Genomic DNA, 17,021 nt, shown 5'->3' on the forward strand with positions numbered 1-17,021 from the left:
TTGTCGACCTTGTTTGGGTTGATACCCAAGCATTGACTTCCGTCTTAGTTGCAGCCGGTATGAGGCAGCCAGGCGCGATGCCGACGAGGCGCTGAAGCCCGCGCTGAAGAGAGTCTTGGGGCACCATCCCAGTCGATCCGGTCGGCGGAATCGTGACGGCTGGCCGGCCGTCAGACTGGACGCACGTCCAGTCGACCGGGGGACCGTCATGCTTCGGATTCACTTCACCGCTGCGGACCTCGTCCGCACCCGGATCGCCTGTACGCCTGATCCGCTGTGGGAAAGCATGCTCAGCATGCACTGGCTGCGGCTCCGGTGCCAGGATCCGCTGCTGGCCGTGTGGCGGCAACGAACGTGCGGGTTGCTGCATCAGCGCCACGGACACCGGGCCGAGGTTGCGTTGCCCTTGTCGATCAACCCGCCGGTGGGCTACTTCCCGGACTTCCTCACCCCGACCGAGGCGGCCGGCGGGTTCGAGCCGGGACTGGACGCCCTGCTGCGCACGCCCAAGGCCAGACTCGCCATCGACCTGGCGACGCTCCGGTCGACGGGGGTCCGGCTCTCGTCGGCCGTCGCGGATCTGGCGGCCGGCGACGTGACCGCCCTGCGCCAGCTCGGGGCCGGCCTTCAGCTCTACTACCGGCTCGCGATCCTGCCCCTGTGGAACGTGATCCGCTCCGCGTTCGACGCCGACCGGGCGTTGCGGTCCCGACGGCTGCTGAACCAGGCCTGTCGGCGCTGCTCAACGACCTGCACCGGACCGCCAGGTTCGACGGCGGCGTCCTGACGATCACCGACTACATCGCCGAGCGTGACCTCCACCTGGACGGTAGGGGGTTGCTGCTCGTGCCCTGCTACTTCAAGCGGCACGACAAGCCGATGGTGCTCGCCGATCCGCTGCTGCCACCGGTGTTGATCTATTCCATCCATCCACACGCCCGGGTGGTGTCGACGGCGGCTGCGGCCGGATCCCTGTCGGCGCTGGTGGGCGATACCCGGGCCGCCATCCTGGTGCTGACCGCCGAAGGCGGGACCACGTCGGAGATCGCCCACCGGCTCGACATCAGCGTCCCGTCGGCGAGCAGGCACCTGGCCGTGCTGCGCTCCTCGGGTCTGGTCACCAGTGCCCGCGACCGCAACGCCGTGCACCACACGCTCACCCCGCTGGGCCTGGCGCTGCTAAGCGCCGGATGACCCGGTAGATCGGGCGTCACTCCACCGGACGCGGGCGCTCCAGGCCGGGCTCCGGATTAACCTGGTCGATGTCAGCGGACAACCGACATGTCAGCATGCGATTGGATACGCCGAGCGAGACCGCTGCTGGTTCTTGTCAAGGTGCGAGGCCGGCCTGGATCGCCAGGATGGCGGCGCGTACGCGGTCGCGGCTGCCGGTCTTGGCCAGCACGTTGGTGACGTGGGTCTTGACGGTGCTCATGGATAGGTAGAGGCGTTCCGCGATCTCGTTGTTGTTGAGCCCGGCACCGATCAAGGCGAGCACGTCGGTCTCCCGAGCGGTCAGCTGGTAGGCGGCCAGTTCCACGCGGGTGGCCGGCCCGGTCGCGCGTACCCGGTCGAGTACGGCGCCGGTGACCTCGGCGGAGAGGATCGCCTCGCCGGCCGCGACGGTGCGCACCGCGGCGATCAGGTCGCGGGCGCTGCACCGCTTGAGCAGGAACCCGCGCGCGCCGGAGGCGATGGCGTCCAGGACGTAGGCGTCGTCGTCGAAGGTGGTTACGACGATTACGGCCGGGGCGTGCGGGATCGCGGCCAGTTCGCGGGTGGCCTGCAGGCCGTCGAGCACCGGCATGCGGATGTCGACGAGGGCGACGTCGATGCGGGAGTCGTGACGCACGGCTTCGAGCAACTGCCGGCCGTCGGCAGCCTCAGCTGCGACGTGGATGTCGGGTTGGGAACGCAGGATCAGGCTGAAGCCGTCGCGGACCAGCTGCTGGTCGTCGGCAATCGCGACACGGATCACGGTGTCGCCACCGGCAGGTTGGCCTGCATCAGGGTGCCGCCGCCGGAGCGTTGGCTCAGCTCCCAGCTCCCACCGCGTGCGCGCACGCGCTCCTCGATGCCGAGCAGGCCCGAGCCGCGCGTGGGTGCATGGGGTGGCCCGATGCCGTCGTCGCTGACCCGCAGACGGACGTGGTCGCCGACGCGGACCAGTTCGACCCAGGCGGCCGTGGCTTTCGCGTGGCGGGCGATATTGGTGAGGGCCTCTTGGGCGATCCGGTAGGCGGTCAACACGCCGATCTCGTCCAGGCCGGGCTCAGCGTCCAAGCGTACCTGCACCGTCACGCCCTGCTGGCGCAGCGGCTGCGCGAGCAGCTCGTCGATGTCGGACAGGCGTGGCGGCGCGGTCACCGCGATCGCCGCGTTCGGATCGCGCAGGTGCACGACGAGCGTATCGAGCTCACTCAGTGCGGTGCGTCCGCTGCCCGCGATCGCCTGCAGCGCCGCCCCGGGGTCGTCGCTGAGCTGCCCCGCCTCGGCCTGAACCACCATCGCGGTGACGTGGTGGCCGACCACGTCATGCAGCTCGCGGGCCAGGTTTGTGCGCTGCTCGAGCCAGGCCGCCTGGCCGCGCAGCTCGCCTGTCTCCTGAGCGAGGGCGTAGCCGCGTGACCACGACCGCAACAGGGTCGCCAGGAGGTAGCCGGCCGCCACGAAGACGAACGGCTGCTCGTACAGCCCCCGCTGGTTGATCAGCGCGGTAGCGAGGGCGCCGACCGCGCCGATCAAGCCACCCACCCACCCCAGCCACGGGCGTCGGGCCGGGTCTTCGCAGATCGAGACGAACACGAGGCCGGCGGCCGCGAGGCCCAACTGCACCGACTCTCCGGTGCTCACCATCGCCACGAACCCGGCGGAGACCGCGAAGACCAGGGCCCGGTAGCGGGGCCGCAGCGTCATGGCCACGAGGCCGACGGGCAGTACCAGCCACGCCCAGCCCGCCGGCACGGACAGGCCCCCCTCGACGGTCGTGACGACGACGGCGACGATCAAGCCCGCCACTCCGTAAGCGAGCCGGCGCACTCGCTCGGGGTCGCGCAACCATTCCCGGATACCAGTCATCACCTGCACAGTCTCTGCGACCAGCGCGTTAACCGGCCAGGTACCCAGGTACCAGATCGGCCGGCACCCCGGTGCCACCCCCGCGACCAGATCGGCACCGCGGCACGTTCCGCCCGGAACGCTCACAGCACGACGCTGCAGGGGTGACTCTTGTTGACTCCCGCACCGCCATCAACGTCGGCCCTCTTCGTACGGTTCCCAACTACATCACCGTCATCCGCACGGTCGCCGCTGTCACCGTCGGTGTCGCCGCCCTCGTCGCCGGCTCAGTGGTACTGCTGGCGGTGGCGTACGGAATTTACTGGCTCGGCGACGTGCTCGACGGCTGGGCCGCCCGCCGGCTCGGACAGGAGACCCGGGCGGGGGCCGTCCTCGATATCGTGAGCGACCGCGCGTGCACCGCGGTGCTCTGCGTAGGTCTGGTCTCACTCGTACCCGATGTCGCGGTCGTGGCCCTGGTGTTTCTGCTCTCGTTCCTGGTGCTGGACACCATGCTGTCGCTGGCGTTCCTGTGCTGGCCCGTGATCAGCCCCAACTACTTCTATCTGGTTGACCGGCGGGTATGGGCGTTGAACTGGTCACCCCTGGCCAAGGCCGCCAACACCGCCGGGGTTGTCGGCGCCGTCGCGTTCGGGCAGCACCGGCTGGCGCTGGCCGTCGCCGTCGCCGTCGTCGCGGTCAAGCTGTGGTCAGCCGCAGCGGTGGTCCGCCTGCTCGAACGGGACGGCCGGGCGTGAGCAGCCTCGCCGAGGTGGCGGTGGCGCTCGGGTACGGTCTCGCCTCGGCGCTCGTCCCGGTCGTCAACGCCGAGGCGTACGCCGTGGTCGCCGGGCAACGTGGCGGCCACGCTCTGGTCGCCGTACTCGCTCTGGGGCTCGGGCAAACCGCCGGCAAACTGCTCCTGTTCGAAGCTGCGCGTCACGGAACGGGGCGGCTGGCCCAGAAGCTCGCGCACCGGAGCCGATCAGGTCGCGCGGCGGCCCGGGCCGCTCGTTGGGCCGGGCGGATCCGGCGCTGGCTCTCCCGCCGCCGCACCGCCGTTCCGACGGTGCTCGTCTCCGCCACGGTCGGGGTTCCACCGTTGGCCGTAGTCAGCCTCGCCGCCGGCACCGCAGGCCTTCGACGCTGGGAGTTCGCCGTCGCGTGCCTGCTCGGCCGGGTGATCCGTTTCGCCCTCCTCGCCCTGCCAGCGGCGCTGGCCTAACCCCCGCTTGACTCGACGAGTACTGGCGTCCGGCGGCGGGAGCAAAACCCCGTACCCTGGCGCGGTGATCGACTTTCGCGCGGCGGTTGAAGCACGCGACCTCGACGCCGTCGCGGCGGCCCTGGCCGACAACGTGGTGTTTCGCAGCCCGGTGGCGTTCAAGCCCTATCCGGGCAAGGCGATCACCGCGGCGATCCTGCGCGGCGTGCTGCGGGTGTTCGAGGACTTCCGGTACGTCCGTGAGCTGAGCGGCGACGGCGGTCGCGATCACGCGCTGGTGTTCGAGGCGCGGATGGGCGACGTCGCCGTCGAGGGCTGCGACTTCCTGCACCTGGACGACAGCGGCCTGATCGATGAGTTCACGGTCATGGTTCGTCCGCTGTCCGCCGCACAGGCCCTGGCCGCCGCGATAGCCGCCCAATTCGAGCAGATCCAGCGTGAGGCCACCGCCGGCCAGTCGTAGGCACTCGTCGGAGGGGGCACGACGACGCCGGTGCGGGGAGATCGGGCCACATGACGACATGCGCGACCGGGACACGTGACGGGCATTAACGCTTTTGCTGCCGGACCCCTCGGGCGTCACGCAACGTCCTCCAGACGGTGAGTGGCCAGGACGCCGAGGCACCGGGGTACGCGCGTCCGGCGGCATGCTCGCTGGTCCCTCCTGCGAGGGAGTGCCTTCCCCTGCCGGCGGGGGCCGCCCGCGCCCGGGCGCCGGGAGGATCGGGTGCATGAACACATCGGCATCGACCGCTCGCAGGAGCGGCCACGGCCTGACGTACGCAGTGCTCGGCTGGGCCGTGGCATACGGGGGCGTACGTCTGGCGTGGACCGTGGGCGAGGCTCCGGAGTTCGGGCAGTTCGGGTCGGACCTGGTCGGTTTCACCGGCTGGCGGTCAGTGGCGTTGTGCGTGGCCGCGGGCGTCCTGGCGGTTGCTCTGGACCGGGCGGCGACATGGCGGCCGGCGCTTGCGGGAGCCGCCTGGACGGTCGCGGGGGCACTGGTCGCGGCAGCCGCGATTCTGCTGCCGGAGTTGGTGGGCTTCCTGCTGTTCACGGTCGGCCCGTACTTCGACCCGGTGGCGTTCGCCAGCCGGCTCGGTTGTGTCACCGGAGCGGTTCTGCTCGGTCTGGCCACCGCTCGCTATCAGCGGCGTACCCGGGGCGACTGTCCGGACTGCTGCCGGACGGTCCGACCGGGCCCGCGGCGCTCAGCACCCGCGCGGTGGGCGCGCTGGGCCGCGTACGCCGCAGTCGCCGGCCTCGTCACCCGCTTCGCGGCCCAGGTCGTGGTGGGATTCGACGGACTCACGCACGACGCCTCCGTGATCGGGCTGGAGATCGGCCTGTTGCTGGCCGGAGTGCTGCTGCCGCTGGCACTGGTACACCGCTGGGGCGAGATCTGGCCGGGGTGGGTGCCGCTGCTCGCCGGCCGCACGATCCCTCGTCTGCTGCTGCTGGTGCCCGGCTTCGGGCTCGGGGCGGGCCTTGTGGCCTACTTCGGTATGGGGCTGTTGCAGTTGACGTCAGGGTCGATCAGCCAGTTCTCCGACACGTTCCTCTGGGTGGCGATGTCGGCGTACTGCATCCTGGGGCTCGGACTCCTCGCGGCGTCAAGCGACTACCACCTGCGCACCCGCGGTGCGTGCGGGGCCTGCGGCCGGTGACCGGTTCTACTCGGGCCAGCACCAGGGGATGGCGGCCCCTTCAGCGGGGGAGCGTCGGCACGGCCGGGCCTCAGTGCTGAACGAGACCGCCGACCGGGACGGAGGCGACGTGGCCGGATACCGGAAGGGTCTGCGCCAGTGCGAGACCAACGTCGACAAGCGACGATCGGCGTAGGCGAGCTACGTCGTGGATCGGAGTCCAGATCGATTCGGCGGTTTCGCCGTTCGGCTCGGGCCGGAGGGCGCCACCGGTGATACGGACTCGGTAGAAGATGCCGACATTCTGGTGCTCGGTCCCTAACCGCGCCTCGGCAGCGGGAATCACTCTCGAGTCCACACCCAGCAGGCGTTCGACCACCGCGTCGCAGCCGGTCTCCTCGGCGACCTCACGGATCACCGCGTCGAACGGATCCTCCGCGTGCTCGACCATGCCGCCGGGGAGGGTCCAGTGCGTGTCTCCCGTCGGTGGCACGTAACGGGCGAGCAGTACCCGTTCGTCCTCGATGCACACGGCGTACGCCGCCAACCGAAAACTCATCCTCGGACCTCCCGCCCAGACCCTAGCGCCCGTCGACCGGCTCGTCGGCGGCGAGCTTGAGCCAGCGGTGCAGGCACTCCGCATGCGGCGCCCGTCAGGACGTCGCGACCGACTGCCCGCTGCGGTTGCCCGTGCCTGTGGCGTGCCCGGGGCGGCGGGTGAGCACCCGGGGGCCGGCCTCGGTGATCGCGATGGTGTGCTCGGAGTGGGCCGTGCGCGAGCCGTCCGCGGACCGGATCGTCCACCCGTCCTCATCAAACTTGATCTTGTCGGTGCTGCGGCAGAACCACGGCTCGATCGCGATCGTCAGGCCGGGCTTGAGCTTCATGCCCCGGCCGGGGCGGCCGTTGTTGGGCACGTGTGGGGCGTCCTCATGCATGGTGCGGCCGATGCCGTGCCCGCCGAATTCGGTGTTGACCTGGTAGCCGTAGCGGCGGGCGACTCCGCCGATGGCGGCGGAGATGTCGCCGAGCTGGTTGCCCGGCCGCGCGGCGTCGATTGCGGCCTCCAGAGCGACCTCGGTGGCCTCGATCAGCTTCAGGTCATCCGCAGAGGGGGTGCCGACGATGACGGACAGTGCGGAGTCGGCGACCCAGCCGTCGATCCCGACCGCCATGTCGATGCTCAGCAGGTCACCGTCACGCAGGGCGTAGTCGTGCGGCAGGCCGTGCAGCACGGCGTCGTTGACCGAGAGGCACAGGACGTTGCGGAACGGTCCGCGGCCGAACGTCGGCGTGTAGTCCCAGTAGCAGGACTCGGCGCCACGCTCCTTGATCCGGCGGCGGGCGTGGTGCTCGAGGTCCATCAGGTTGACCCCGACGGCGGCGACCTCACGCAGCTCCGCCAGCAGCTCGCCGACGAACTGGCCGGCCACGGCCATCCGTCCGATCTCCTCCGGGGACTTAAGCTCGATCACGACCAACCCTTCCTCTCGGTAGCGGTATATTTATACCACGCTGGTCGGGGGTGTCCGCCGGGTCGGCGTTGCCGGTCCGAGAAGGCGGATCTATCCTGCTCACATGGTTCGCCCACCGCTCACACCGGAACAGATCGCAGCGGGGCAACGTCTCGGGGCGGCGCTTCGGGTCGCGCGAGGTGGCCGCAGCCTCGTCGAGGTGGCCCTGGCGGCCGGCATCTCGCCGGAGACGCTGCGCAAGATCGAGGTGGGTCGGCTCCCGGCACCCGCGTTCGGCACCGTGGTCTGCCTCAGCGAGGTCCTCGGCGTCGCGCTCAGCGACCTGGCCGAGGTGTGGCTGGCCGACCTGCGCGTCCGCGAAGCGTCCTGAGGACCTGTCCGGCTGAGCCCACACCTCAGCGGCGGCCCGGATAGAGCGCGCGGGCACCGAGCTCTTCCTCGATGCGGATGAGCTGGTTGTACTTCGCCGTCCGGTCCGAGCGTGACAGCGAACCTGTCTTGATCTGACCGCAGCTGACGCCCACCGCCAGGTCCGCGATCGTGGTGTCCTCGGTCTCGCCGGATCGGTGCGACATCACCACCCGGTAGCCCGCCTTGTGGGCGGCATCCACCGTCGCGAGGGTTTCGGTGAGGGTGCCGATCTGGTTGACCTTGACCAGGATCGCGTTGGCGTAACCGTCTTCGATGCCGTCGCGCAGCCGATTGACATCGGTGCAGAAGACGTCGTCGCCGACCAGTTGGACCCGGTCGCCGGCCAGGGCCGTGAGCCGCTTCCAGCCGGCGAAGTCGTCCTCGGCCATCGGGTCCTCGATCGAGCTGATCGGGTACCGGGAGACCAGGTCGAGGAGGTAGTCGACGTGCTCCTCCATGGTCCGGGTACGGCCCTCGCCGGCGTACTCGTAGACGCCGTCCCGGTAGAACTCCGAGCTGGCCGGGTCCAGGCAGATGGTGATGTCCTGGCCAGGCTCGTAGCCGGAGTCCTCGATGGCGCGCAGCACGAACCGCAGTGCCTCGTCGGCGGTCGCGAAGTTCGGCGCGAAGCCGCCCTCGTCGCCGACGTTGGTGCTGTGCCCGGCCGCGGCCAGGGATCGGCGCAGGGTGTGGAACACCTCGGAGCCCATCCGCACGGCCTCGAAGAAGTTCGCCGCACCGACCGGAGCGATCATGAACTCCTGGAAGTCGAGCGGGTTGTCGGCGTGCGCCCCACCATTGATGATGTTCATCATCGGCACCGGCAGCAGGCGGGCACCTACCCCACCCACGTAGCGGTAGAGCGGCTGGCGATGGGCAAGGGCCGCGGCCTTCGCCGTGGCGAGGGAGACGCCCAGAATGGCGTTCGCGCCGAGACGGCCCTTGTCCTTCGTGCCGTCCAGCTCGATCATCGTCTCGTCGACCAGCGCCTGGTCCTCCGCATCGAGACCGAGCACCGCCTCGGCGATCTCCCCGGTGACCGCGGCGACGGCGTTGCTGACGCCCTTGCCATGGAAACGTCCCGGGTCGCCGTCACGCAGTTCGACCGCCTCGTTCGCCCCGGTCGACGCGCCGGACGGCACGGTGGCCCGGCCGGCCGAGCCGTCCGCCAGGACCACATCCACCTCGACAGTGGGGTTGCCACGGCTGTCCAGGACCTGTCGACCGATCACCCGGCTGATAGCTGTCATCACGTACTCCCTGTTCTCGCCTGTCTACGGGGCCAGACTGACAGAGAAATGCGGTCCCGCCACCGCGACGATGAACACCTTGACCTGCACCTTGAGGTGCGGGTTTAGGGTTGTCGGATGCGAGTGGGTGAGCTGGCACGCCGCACTGGGACGACTGTGCGTGCCCTGCGGTATTACGAGTCGGCCGGGCTGGTCGTGCCACGGCGGCTGAGCAACGGCTATCGCGACTACGAGCCGATCGCCCTACGCCTGGTCGCGCAGATTCGCGAGCTCATGGCGCTGGGTCTCACCGTCGAGGAGACCCGCCCGTTCGTCGAGTCGATCACCGACGGGTCTGACGACGCGGATGTGTGCGCGGCGGCACTGGCGACGTATCGGAGCACCGTCGACGCTGTCCAGGAACGTATCGGCAAGTTGACCGCCCAGCGCGACGCCCTCGACGCGCGCCTCGACGCAGCCGCGAGTCAGGTGGTGACCGGTGGCCCGGCCGCTGGCGCCAACCCCGCAGGCCTGGTTGGCACGCCTCTGCCGCCGCTGAGCTTCTACGCCACCGACGGTCGGCCGGTCGATCTCGGCGCCCTCGGCCATGGACGCAGCGTCATATTCATCTATCCACTCAGCGGGCGACCGGGTGTCGACCTGCCCAGGAGCCTGCTGGAGATCCCCGGCGCGCGGGGCGGCACCGAGCAGGCCACCTGGCTCCGCGACCACCACACGGAGATCCTCAGCGCTGGAGTGGCGCGCGTCTACGGGCTGTCCGCACAGTCAACCGGCTACCAGCGTGAACTGGTGCACCGGCTCCGCCTGCCGTACCCCCTGATACCCGATCCGCGGCTGACCCTGGCCGCCGAGCTCGGGCTGCCCACCTTCACGGCCGGCGATATGACGCTCTACGAGCGGCTGACACTGATCGTCACCGACGAGGTGGTCGAGCACGTGTTCCACCCGATCCCGGAGCCCGCGTCCCACGCACTGGACGTCATGCGGTGGCTCACCAAACGGCGCCCGACTGTCCGGTAAGGCGCAGCCATCGGCGCGTCCCGACCAGGGGCGTTGATCAGCAACGCTGGTCCCGGAAATTGCGGCTTGACCAATGGCATGTTATCGCTCACAGTCGATGTCTGGGGACGACGGCACCTGCGGCTTACCGGGCGAGCCTGCTTCGTCGACCTCGAATCATCGCGTGCGCCAGGGCATGCCGACGTCTTGTTAGCGCTGACACCTCCGACGTCTACGCCCGGCCACGCGTCCCGGTCCGCCAATCTCCCGGCAGACCGGTACGGCTCCTGGTCATTGGAGGAAGATCATGTCTGCCCTTGGTAGGTCTTCATCTCCCGCGCCGCCGTCGCGGCGGCGCGGAACATTGCTACGGGTCGTCGCCGCTGGCGTGCTGGCGGTGGTGGTCGGTGGTGCCGCCGCGGCGGTGGTGTCGACGCCCGCCGCCGCGGCGACGGTCGACACGAGCGCCTGGTACGTGTTGATCAACCGCAACAGTGGCAAGGCGTTGGACGTGTACAACCTGGCCACGAATGACGGTGCGCGGATCGTGCAGTGGGCGCGGAACAACGGCAATCAGCAGCAGTGGCAGTTCGTGGACTCCGGTGGTGGCTACTACCGGTTGCGGTCGCGGCTGTCGGGCAAGGTGCTGGACGTCTACAACTTCTCGACCGCCAACGGTGCGAGCATCGTGCAGTGGAGTGACGGTAACGGGGTCAACCAGCAGTTCCGGTTGGCCGACTCCGACGGTGGCTACGTCCGGTTGATCAACCGGAACAGCAACAAGGTGGTGGAGGTGCAGGGCGCCTCGACCGCCGACGGCGGGAGCATCGTGCAGTACGACGACTGGAACGGCAACAACCAGCAGTGGCAACTCGTCCGCGTCGACGGCGGGGGCAACCCGACCACGCCGCCGCCGGGCACGTGCGCTCTGCCGTCGACGTACCGCTGGGCCTCGACGGGCTCGCTGGCCAACCCGAAGTCGGGGTGGGTCTCGCTCAAGGACTTCACCTACGCCCCCTACAACGGCCGGCACCTGGTCTACGCGACGACGCACGACACCGGGACCAGGTGGGGTTCGATGAATTTCGGCCTCTTCACCAACTGGTCCGACATGGCCTCGGCCAGCCAGAACACGATGTCCTTCTCCACCGTTGCGCCCACGCTCTTCTACTTCGCCCCGAGGAACATCTGGGTGCTTGCCTATCAGTGGGGTGGGACCGCTTTCTCCTACCGGACGTCGAGCGACCCCACCAATGCGAATGGGTGGTCGTCGGAGCAGGTGCTCTTCTCCGGAAGCATTTCCGGCTCGGGTACGGGACCGATCGATCAGGCACTGATCGGTGACAGCACGAACATGTACCTGTTCTTCGCCGGGGACAACGGGAAGATCTACCGGGCCAGCATGCCCATCGGAAACTTCCCGGGCAGTTTCGGCTCGACGTCAACGGTGATCATGAGCGACACGACGAACAACCTGTTCGAAGCCGTTCAGGTCTACAAGCTTCAGGGCCAGAACCGGTACCTCATGCTCGTCGAGGCGATCGGCTCGCAGGGACACTACTTCCGCTCGTTCACGGCCACCAGCCTGGGCGGTTCGTGGACACCGCAGGCCGCGACCGAGAGCAACCCCTTCGCCGGCAAGGCCGACAGTGGCGCCACCTGGACCAACGACATCAGCCACGGTGAACTGGTTCGCGGCAACGCCGATCAGACCATGACCGTTGATCCCTGCAATCTGCAGTTGCTCTACCAGGGACGATCCCCCAGCTCCGGCGGCGACTACGGCCTCCTACCGTACCGGCCGGGCCTGCTGACACTGCAGCGCTGAGGTGAACGGGCGGGCTCGGTGCGAAGCCGAGCCCGCTGCCCTGGGTGCTCATCAATCGGCGCGGGCGCGCAGGACGAAGCCCACGGCGATTGTCCCCAGAACCAGAACGATGTAGAGGATCACCAGCGCCCTGCCCCGCCGTCGCTGCCGCACCGGTTCCGAGCCGGTCCGCTCAGAGCCGCGGGCAACGGCTGAGCTCAACTGCTCGAAACCCGCTACCTCCCCGGCTGGCGTCAACCAACTCGTCTCCTCCACATGCGGCAACGGTGGTGGACCGGAGACGTCCTGTGTCTCGTAGAGAGGTTCTATGCGCGGCGGCAGCCGACGGAACCGGTTGTCCATGCCACGACTGTGGCAGAGGCTGTAAAGCCGGGCCGATGCCAGTGAACGAGCGTGCACTGGTGACTGCCCGAGCCGTGGCAGTCACATGGTGCGAATGTGGCCGACACGCTGGGCGACGGCTATGGTTTGCGGCATGCAGGACCGGCGCACTTCTCGGCGCGTCGGCGAGCGGATGCCGCTGCCGACGATGCTGCTGCTTGCCGTCCTCGTGATGGTGCTCTCGGCCACCCGGTCGATCGGCCTGTGCATCGTGTTCCGCTCCGCACGGCGGGCGATCCCCGGTTGCGTGCCTGCCTGGTCGGCGGATCGTGCTCCGCCGCACCACGCGCGCGCCTTCGCCTGACCCACTCGCCCCGGCCCGCGCCGGTCCCCGCCTGGGAGCATCATGCCCACTTCGTGCGTTCCCGCATACCCGCTTCCGCCCTCGACACCTCCCGCCACCCAGATGCCGGGGCGGTGCACATGCTGACCCCCGGCGCGTACGCCCGCCCGGGCGTACGGCATCCTCTCGCTCTCGACCTGGGCACGTCGACCGTGCGGCTCTGGAGCCCGACGCGCGGTGCGGTCGTCACCGCACCGGCCGTCATCGCGCCGGGACCGTCCGGACGGCATCTCGTCGGTCACGCCGCGCTGGATGCGGTCGCCTCTACCGCCGGGAAACTCACCTGGCCGGTTCGTGACGGCGTGGTGGACAACTTCTTCGCCTGCGTGTACCTGCTGCGGGTGCTCAGCGCCGCCACCGGTCGGCCCAGCGATGACGAATCCCCGGTCCTGGTCGGCGTCCCGGCCACCGCGACGGCGCGGCAGAAGAACACCCTGATCGCGGTGGTACGTCGGGCAACCGGCGGGCGGGTCGCCGTGGTCGAGGAACCACTCGCGGCGGCGCTTGCCTGCCGTCCCGGACCCGACTCCGACGACGTGCTGGCCGTGGACATCGGCGACGGGCGTACAGAGGTCGCCCGCATCACCGACGGGACGGTCGTGGCCGCCGAACGCGCGGACGTGACCAACACGGTTGATCAGATCCCGGCGATCGCCGCTTGCGTGCGACGCCTGAACGCCGGACCGCAACTGGTCCGGCGGTTGCTGCTCACCGGTGGCGGTGCCACTCATCCGGATCTCGCCGCCCGGCTGGCCGCCATGACCGGCCGCACCGTGACCATGCCCGCCGAACCGCACCTTGCCACGCTCGCCGGCCTGCGCCTGCTGTTGACCCGCTGAGCCGTTTCGCCGCTTGCTTCTGGAGTCGTCATGAATGTCGAACTGACCCCGCTGCCCGGTATCGGGTTACGCCGCATGTTCACCACCGCCGAAGGCCGCCGCGTCGGCGTGGTCACGCACCATTCAAGCGGCCGGCGCGATCTCGTCTACGAGTCCCACGACGATCCCGACGCCACCTGCAGCCTCACCCTGACCCGATCCGAGGCCATAGCCCTCGCCGGGCTCCTGGGCATCCTCGACGTCGTCGATGTCGCGGAACTGTCTCGCGCGTAGGACCTGTGGCTGCCGTGCCACCTGTGCGGCACGGCAGCCACATCCGGTGTCACCTGTTGTGCTTTTCCTGGCACGGCACGCAGAAGCGAGCGTGCGGGAGAACCTCGAGCCGCTCGGCCGGGATGTTCTTGCTGCACTTCTGGCAGGCACCGTAGGTGCCGTCGGTGATCCGGTTCAGCGCACCCGTGATCTGTTCGATGTTGCGGCGGGTGGCCGCCAGCAGCGCGGCCTGGTTGTGGGCCTCGCTGGGGTCGCCGGTGTCCGCGTTGAGCTCGGTCAGTTCCCGCAGCCGAGCCGTCTGTGTGGCGAAATCGTCCGCCAGGGACGCTCGCAGATCAGCCAGCCAACGCTGGTCGACAGTTCGATGATCGACGCTCATGGTCTGCCCTTCAAAAGGAACGGAAAAAGAAAAAGGGCCGAAGCTTGAATAGCTTCGCCCTGGCGGTCGTTCTGGGTGCAACGATTCCGCGGGAGGGCCTCGGTTGGTTCGCGCCGGGCTCGACAGCCTGTACGTGGGCGCGATGTGCGTTGTGCGGACAACCGGCACTCGCATCCCGGCCATACGGCGCGCCGCCGTCGCCACGTGGACAGCGCCGACTGCCGTCACATCTGTGACGGCAGGCGAGCGGAACGTCACCGGCGGCATGCCTCCACCATAGGGCGATATTGCCCTAAAGCCAACGCCGTCCGACAGATGATCACCGCAGCGGGCAGTCCGTGATCGGACCGGCGTGATCTTGTTGCCGTGCCGCCTGGGACAAACCTGGCGTGGCCTCGGAAGTCTCAGCCAGTCGGCGGCGTACGGGCATGACCACGACCCACTCGCCGCGCCGTTCGTCGAATCCGGGCGGGCCGGAAAATGGGCGTACGACATCGACGATGGCAATGGGCTGGATTTCGCTGATCTTGGCCTTGGGCGAGTGCCGGCTACCACCCGGTGACCAGGGGCTCGTTGAGCCAGCGCGTACCGGCACCGTGCCCCCGGCCGGTCGGCGCGTGGGTCATCAAATCGGACGATTCGCGTCCGTTTATGGTAGGTTCTGGGGATGTCTGACCTGGACCCGGAGCAGGGCGTCCGCGCGGACGCCCGGCGCAACCGACGCCAGCTGATCGCGGCGACGCGGGAGGCGATCGCCTCCCGCGGGCTCGACGTCTCGGCTCTGGACATCGCGACGGCGGCGGGCGTGGGGGTGGGCACCCTGTACCGGCGCTTCGGCACCAAGGAAGCGCTGCTCGACCACGCGGTGCTCGGCCTCTACGACGAGCTCTGCGACACGGCGCAGGTCTGTCTGGAGCGCCCCGATCCATGGGAGGGCCTGGCGGAGTTCGTGATGGAGTTGGCCGGAGCGCACCGGGACAGCCGCGGACTGGCCGAGGTCACCGCGGCGTGCGAAAGGCCGCCGTCGCCCGAGCTCGCACAGCGGACCACCGCACTGCAGGACGCTGTCGCGCGGCTGACCGAGCGGGCGCGCGCCGCAGGTGCCCTACGTGACGACGTGACCTGGCAGGACATCCTGATCTTCTCGCGGGCGGCGTTGGACACCGACCACTGCCTCGGCGTCGACGCGGGACCCGACGGGTGGCGTCGAGTCGTCACCATCCTGCTCGACGGGATACGCGCCCCCGGGCGAACCTCACTTGAGGGGCCGGCGCCGCACGTCCACGGGACAGGATGACGGACCTCGCGTGGGGTGAGCTGCGACGCCCCGTCACGCCTGCTTTCTTTGGCGGTCGAGGAGTTGGTCCAGGGCGGCCGCGGTGTTGATGAGGGAAAGGTGGCTGAACGCCTGGGGAAAGTTGCCGGTCTGCTCGCCGCTTGAAGCGATCTCTTCGGCGTAGAGGCCCAGGTGGCTACTGAAGGTCAGCATCTTCTCGAAGGCGAGGCGGGCGTCGTCAAGCCGTCCGGCGCATGCGAGGGCTTCCACGTACCAGAAGGTGCACATGTTGAATGTGCCTTCGTCGCCGGGTAGCCCGTCGGGGGAGGCGGCCGGGTCGTATCGGTAGACAAGGCTGTCGGAGACCAGTTCGTCCTCGATCGCGCGGAGTGTGGACTGCCACATCGGATCGGTCGGCGTCACCAAGCCGACGGACGGCATGGTGAGTAGCGCGGCGTCGAGAACGGACTCCCCATAGCTCTGGACGAAGGAACGGCGACTGGGGTCGTAGCCGTACCCCATGATCTGATTGTAGATGGCGTCTCGTTGCTGGCCCCAGCGGATGGTGTTGCCGGGGCGGCCGTGTCGTGCGGCGAGGCGGATGGCGCGGTCGAAAGCCACCCAGGACATCATCCGGGTGTAGGTGTAGTTGCGGGGGTGCCCTCGGCTCTCCCAGATACCGGCGTCGGGCTGGTTCCAGTTGTCGCAGAGCCAGTCGACGACTTTGGCGGTGCAGCGCCAGACCTCGTGTGAGGCGCGGATGCCTTGTTCGTCGGCGACGTGCATCGCGTACAGCACCTCACCGTGGATATCGAGCTGCAACTGGTCGGTGGCGCTGTTGCCGACACGGACAGGGCCGGAGCCGCGGTAACCCTCGAAGGTGTCGAGTATCTCGTCAGGCGGAACCGGCGTACCGTCGACGCGGTACATGATCTTCAGCGGGACGTCGTTGTCGCCGGCTTCGTGGACGGGCTCGTCGAGCCACTCCGTGTACCGGCTGGCCTCCTCGGTGAACCCGAGCCCCAGGAGAGCGTGTACCGAGAATGAGGTATCGCGGATCCAGGTGTAGCGGTAGTCCCAGTTCCGGGTGCCGCCAACCTTCTCCGGTAGCGCGGCGGTCGGGGCCGCGATCATGGCGCCGGTGGGTGCGTACGTCATGAGTTTGAGGGTGATGGCGGAGCGCGCGACCATCTCGCGCCAGCGTCCACTGTAGCTGGAGCGGCCGAGCCAGCGGCGCCAGTAGTCGTGGGTCTGCTGGAACATCGACTCGACCTCGTCAGGGGGGATGGCGCGGGGTCCGTGGGTGGAGGCGGTCTCCACAACCATCCCGCCGGTGTCGCCCTGACCCAACGTGGCGAACATGAGCAGGTCGTTGCAGATGTCGTGGATGTCGGAGTCGTCCACGAACCGCTCGACCGGGTGGACCGCATTGACGGTGAGTGTCATTGCGGAGCTGCGGAAGGCGGCGCCCTCGGCCCGCAACTCCAGATCGTGGTGGGTGCGGCCGTAGTTGAAACGAGGTCGACATTCGATGCGGAACCGCATACTGAAGTGATCTCAACAAGATTCGGGTAGGTAGCGGTACTCGAAGTGCGTGAGATGAAGTGCGGCGCGGACGGTCGCGCCCATTCTGCCGGGG

21 protein-coding genes are annotated in these 17,021 nt (G+C 68.9%); 13 read left to right on the top strand and 8 right to left on the bottom strand.

The window, feature by feature from the left end; all coding sequences use genetic code 11:
• The first annotated feature begins 208 nt into the window (after nt 1–208).
• On the top strand, nt 209–787 hold the full coding sequence (locus tag ACWD6N_RS19060) for a hypothetical protein (RefSeq protein WP_354962972.1): 579 nt from the start codon (nt 209–211) through the stop codon (nt 785–787).
• Nucleotides 788–846: 59 nt separating this feature from the next.
• The gene (locus tag ACWD6N_RS19065) at nt 847–1,194 is read left to right on the top strand and encodes an ArsR/SmtB family transcription factor (protein WP_354963299.1); all 348 of its coding nucleotides are present in this window, start codon (nt 847–849) and stop codon (nt 1,192–1,194) included.
• Between the two features lie 136 nt (nt 1,195–1,330).
• Here ACWD6N_RS19065 and ACWD6N_RS19070 read toward each other — a convergent pair whose 3' ends face one another.
• Both ACWD6N_RS19070 and ACWD6N_RS19075 read right to left on the bottom strand, forming a co-directional pair.
• Nucleotides 1,331–1,978, bottom strand: coding sequence for a response regulator transcription factor (locus tag ACWD6N_RS19070; protein WP_354962971.1), 648 nt, complete (start codon nt 1,976–1,978; stop codon nt 1,331–1,333).
• Nucleotides 1,975–3,204: a sensor histidine kinase gene (locus tag ACWD6N_RS19075; protein ID WP_354962970.1), complete on the bottom strand. Its 1,230-nt coding sequence runs from the start codon at nt 3,202–3,204 to the stop codon at nt 1,975–1,977. Before ACWD6N_RS19075 ends, ACWD6N_RS19070 begins: the two co-directional genes overlap by 4 nt.
• Nucleotides 3,205–3,221: 17 nt before the next feature.
• Here ACWD6N_RS19075 and ACWD6N_RS19080 point away from each other — a divergent pair, with 17 nt between their 5' ends.
• The 4 genes from ACWD6N_RS19080 (at nt 3,222) to ACWD6N_RS19095 (ending at nt 5,949) form a co-directional block, all read left to right on the top strand.
• The gene (locus ACWD6N_RS19080) at nt 3,222–3,815 is read left to right on the top strand and encodes a CDP-alcohol phosphatidyltransferase family protein (protein ID WP_354962969.1); all 594 of its coding nucleotides are present in this window, start codon (nt 3,222–3,224) and stop codon (nt 3,813–3,815) included.
• Nucleotides 3,812–4,282, top strand: coding sequence for a VTT domain-containing protein (locus ACWD6N_RS19085; RefSeq protein WP_354962968.1), 471 nt, complete (start codon nt 3,812–3,814; stop codon nt 4,280–4,282). The genes ACWD6N_RS19080 and ACWD6N_RS19085 overlap by 4 nt, the downstream gene beginning before the upstream one ends.
• 64 nt (nt 4,283–4,346) lie before the next feature.
• On the top strand, nt 4,347–4,745 hold the full coding sequence (locus tag ACWD6N_RS19090) for a nuclear transport factor 2 family protein (RefSeq protein WP_450005001.1): 399 nt from the start codon (nt 4,347–4,349) through the stop codon (nt 4,743–4,745).
• A gap of 268 nt (nt 4,746–5,013) precedes the next feature.
• Nucleotides 5,014–5,949 carry a hypothetical protein gene (locus ACWD6N_RS19095; RefSeq protein WP_354962966.1) on the top strand — a complete coding sequence of 312 codons (936 nt, stop codon included), beginning with the start codon at nt 5,014–5,016 and terminating at the stop codon, nt 5,947–5,949.
• A gap of 70 nt (nt 5,950–6,019) precedes the next feature.
• On the opposite strand, the gene ACWD6N_RS19100 is transcribed toward ACWD6N_RS19095, so the two are convergent.
• Nucleotides 6,020–6,475 carry an NUDIX hydrolase gene (locus tag ACWD6N_RS19100; RefSeq protein WP_354962965.1) on the bottom strand — a complete coding sequence of 152 codons (456 nt, stop codon included), beginning with the start codon at nt 6,473–6,475 and terminating at the stop codon, nt 6,020–6,022.
• Between the two features lie 106 nt (nt 6,476–6,581).
• Nucleotides 6,582–7,403: a type I methionyl aminopeptidase gene (map, locus tag ACWD6N_RS19105; RefSeq protein WP_354962964.1), complete on the bottom strand. Its 822-nt coding sequence runs from the start codon at nt 7,401–7,403 to the stop codon at nt 6,582–6,584.
• Nucleotides 7,404–7,506: 103 nt separating this feature from the next.
• Here map and ACWD6N_RS19110 point away from each other — a divergent pair, with 103 nt between their 5' ends.
• Nucleotides 7,507–7,773 carry a helix-turn-helix domain-containing protein gene (locus ACWD6N_RS19110; protein WP_089016955.1) on the top strand — a complete coding sequence of 89 codons (267 nt, stop codon included), beginning with the start codon at nt 7,507–7,509 and terminating at the stop codon, nt 7,771–7,773.
• 25 nt (nt 7,774–7,798) lie between these two features.
• Here ACWD6N_RS19110 and eno read toward each other — a convergent pair whose 3' ends face one another.
• Nucleotides 7,799–9,064, bottom strand: a complete 1,266-nt coding sequence (eno, locus tag ACWD6N_RS19115) for a phosphopyruvate hydratase (protein WP_354962963.1) — start codon at nt 9,062–9,064, stop codon at nt 7,799–7,801.
• 117 nt (nt 9,065–9,181) lie between these two features.
• Between eno and ACWD6N_RS19120 the strand changes: the two genes are divergently transcribed.
• Together ACWD6N_RS19120 and ACWD6N_RS19125 are read left to right on the top strand one after the other, a co-directional pair.
• Nucleotides 9,182–10,084 (top strand): MerR family transcriptional regulator, encoded by a 903-nt coding sequence (locus ACWD6N_RS19120; RefSeq protein WP_450005002.1) that lies wholly within the window; start codon nt 9,182–9,184, stop codon nt 10,082–10,084.
• A 286-nt stretch (nt 10,085–10,370) separates the two neighbouring features.
• On the top strand, nt 10,371–11,891 hold the full coding sequence (locus tag ACWD6N_RS19125) for a non-reducing end alpha-L-arabinofuranosidase family hydrolase (RefSeq protein ID WP_354962961.1): 1,521 nt from the start codon (nt 10,371–10,373) through the stop codon (nt 11,889–11,891).
• A 51-nt stretch (nt 11,892–11,942) separates the two neighbouring features.
• Here the strand turns inward: ACWD6N_RS19125 and ACWD6N_RS19130 are convergent, their stop codons facing one another.
• Complete coding sequence (locus ACWD6N_RS19130) at nt 11,943–12,233, bottom strand: hypothetical protein (protein ID WP_354962960.1); 291 nt, start codon at nt 12,231–12,233, stop codon at nt 11,943–11,945.
• 133 nt (nt 12,234–12,366) lie between these two features.
• On the opposite strand from ACWD6N_RS19130, the gene ACWD6N_RS19135 reads away from it, so the two are divergent.
• From ACWD6N_RS19135 to ACWD6N_RS19145, 3 genes are read left to right on the top strand one after another with little or no spacing between them, the layout of a single operon-like run.
• Nucleotides 12,367–12,576, top strand: coding sequence for a hypothetical protein (locus ACWD6N_RS19135; RefSeq protein ID WP_354962959.1), 210 nt, complete (start codon nt 12,367–12,369; stop codon nt 12,574–12,576).
• Nucleotides 12,577–12,629: 53 nt separating this feature from the next.
• The gene (locus tag ACWD6N_RS19140; protein WP_354962958.1) at nt 12,630–13,454 is read left to right on the top strand and encodes a rod shape-determining protein; all 825 of its coding nucleotides are present in this window, start codon (nt 12,630–12,632) and stop codon (nt 13,452–13,454) included.
• Nucleotides 13,455–13,484: 30 nt separating this feature from the next.
• Nucleotides 13,485–13,727 (top strand): potassium transporter TrkA, encoded by a 243-nt coding sequence (locus tag ACWD6N_RS19145; protein WP_354962957.1) that lies wholly within the window; start codon nt 13,485–13,487, stop codon nt 13,725–13,727.
• A gap of 49 nt (nt 13,728–13,776) precedes the next feature.
• On the opposite strand, the gene ACWD6N_RS19150 is transcribed toward ACWD6N_RS19145, so the two are convergent.
• Nucleotides 13,777–14,373, bottom strand: a complete 597-nt coding sequence (locus ACWD6N_RS19150) for a TraR/DksA family transcriptional regulator (RefSeq protein WP_354962956.1) — start codon at nt 14,371–14,373, stop codon at nt 13,777–13,779.
• A gap of 400 nt (nt 14,374–14,773) precedes the next feature.
• Between ACWD6N_RS19150 and ACWD6N_RS19155 the strand changes: the two genes are divergently transcribed.
• Entirely contained in the window at nt 14,774–15,403 is a 630-nt protein-coding gene (locus tag ACWD6N_RS19155; RefSeq protein ID WP_449937818.1) for a TetR/AcrR family transcriptional regulator, read from the top strand.
• 33 nt (nt 15,404–15,436) lie between these two features.
• Here the strand turns inward: ACWD6N_RS19155 and ACWD6N_RS19160 are convergent, their stop codons facing one another.
• Nucleotides 15,437–16,927, bottom strand: coding sequence for a glycoside hydrolase family 15 protein (locus ACWD6N_RS19160; RefSeq protein ID WP_450005003.1), 1,491 nt, complete (start codon nt 16,925–16,927; stop codon nt 15,437–15,439).
• Between the last annotated feature and the right edge of the window lie 94 nt (nt 16,928–17,021).

It is taken from the genome of Micromonospora sp. NPDC005163 (genome assembly GCF_053599835.1).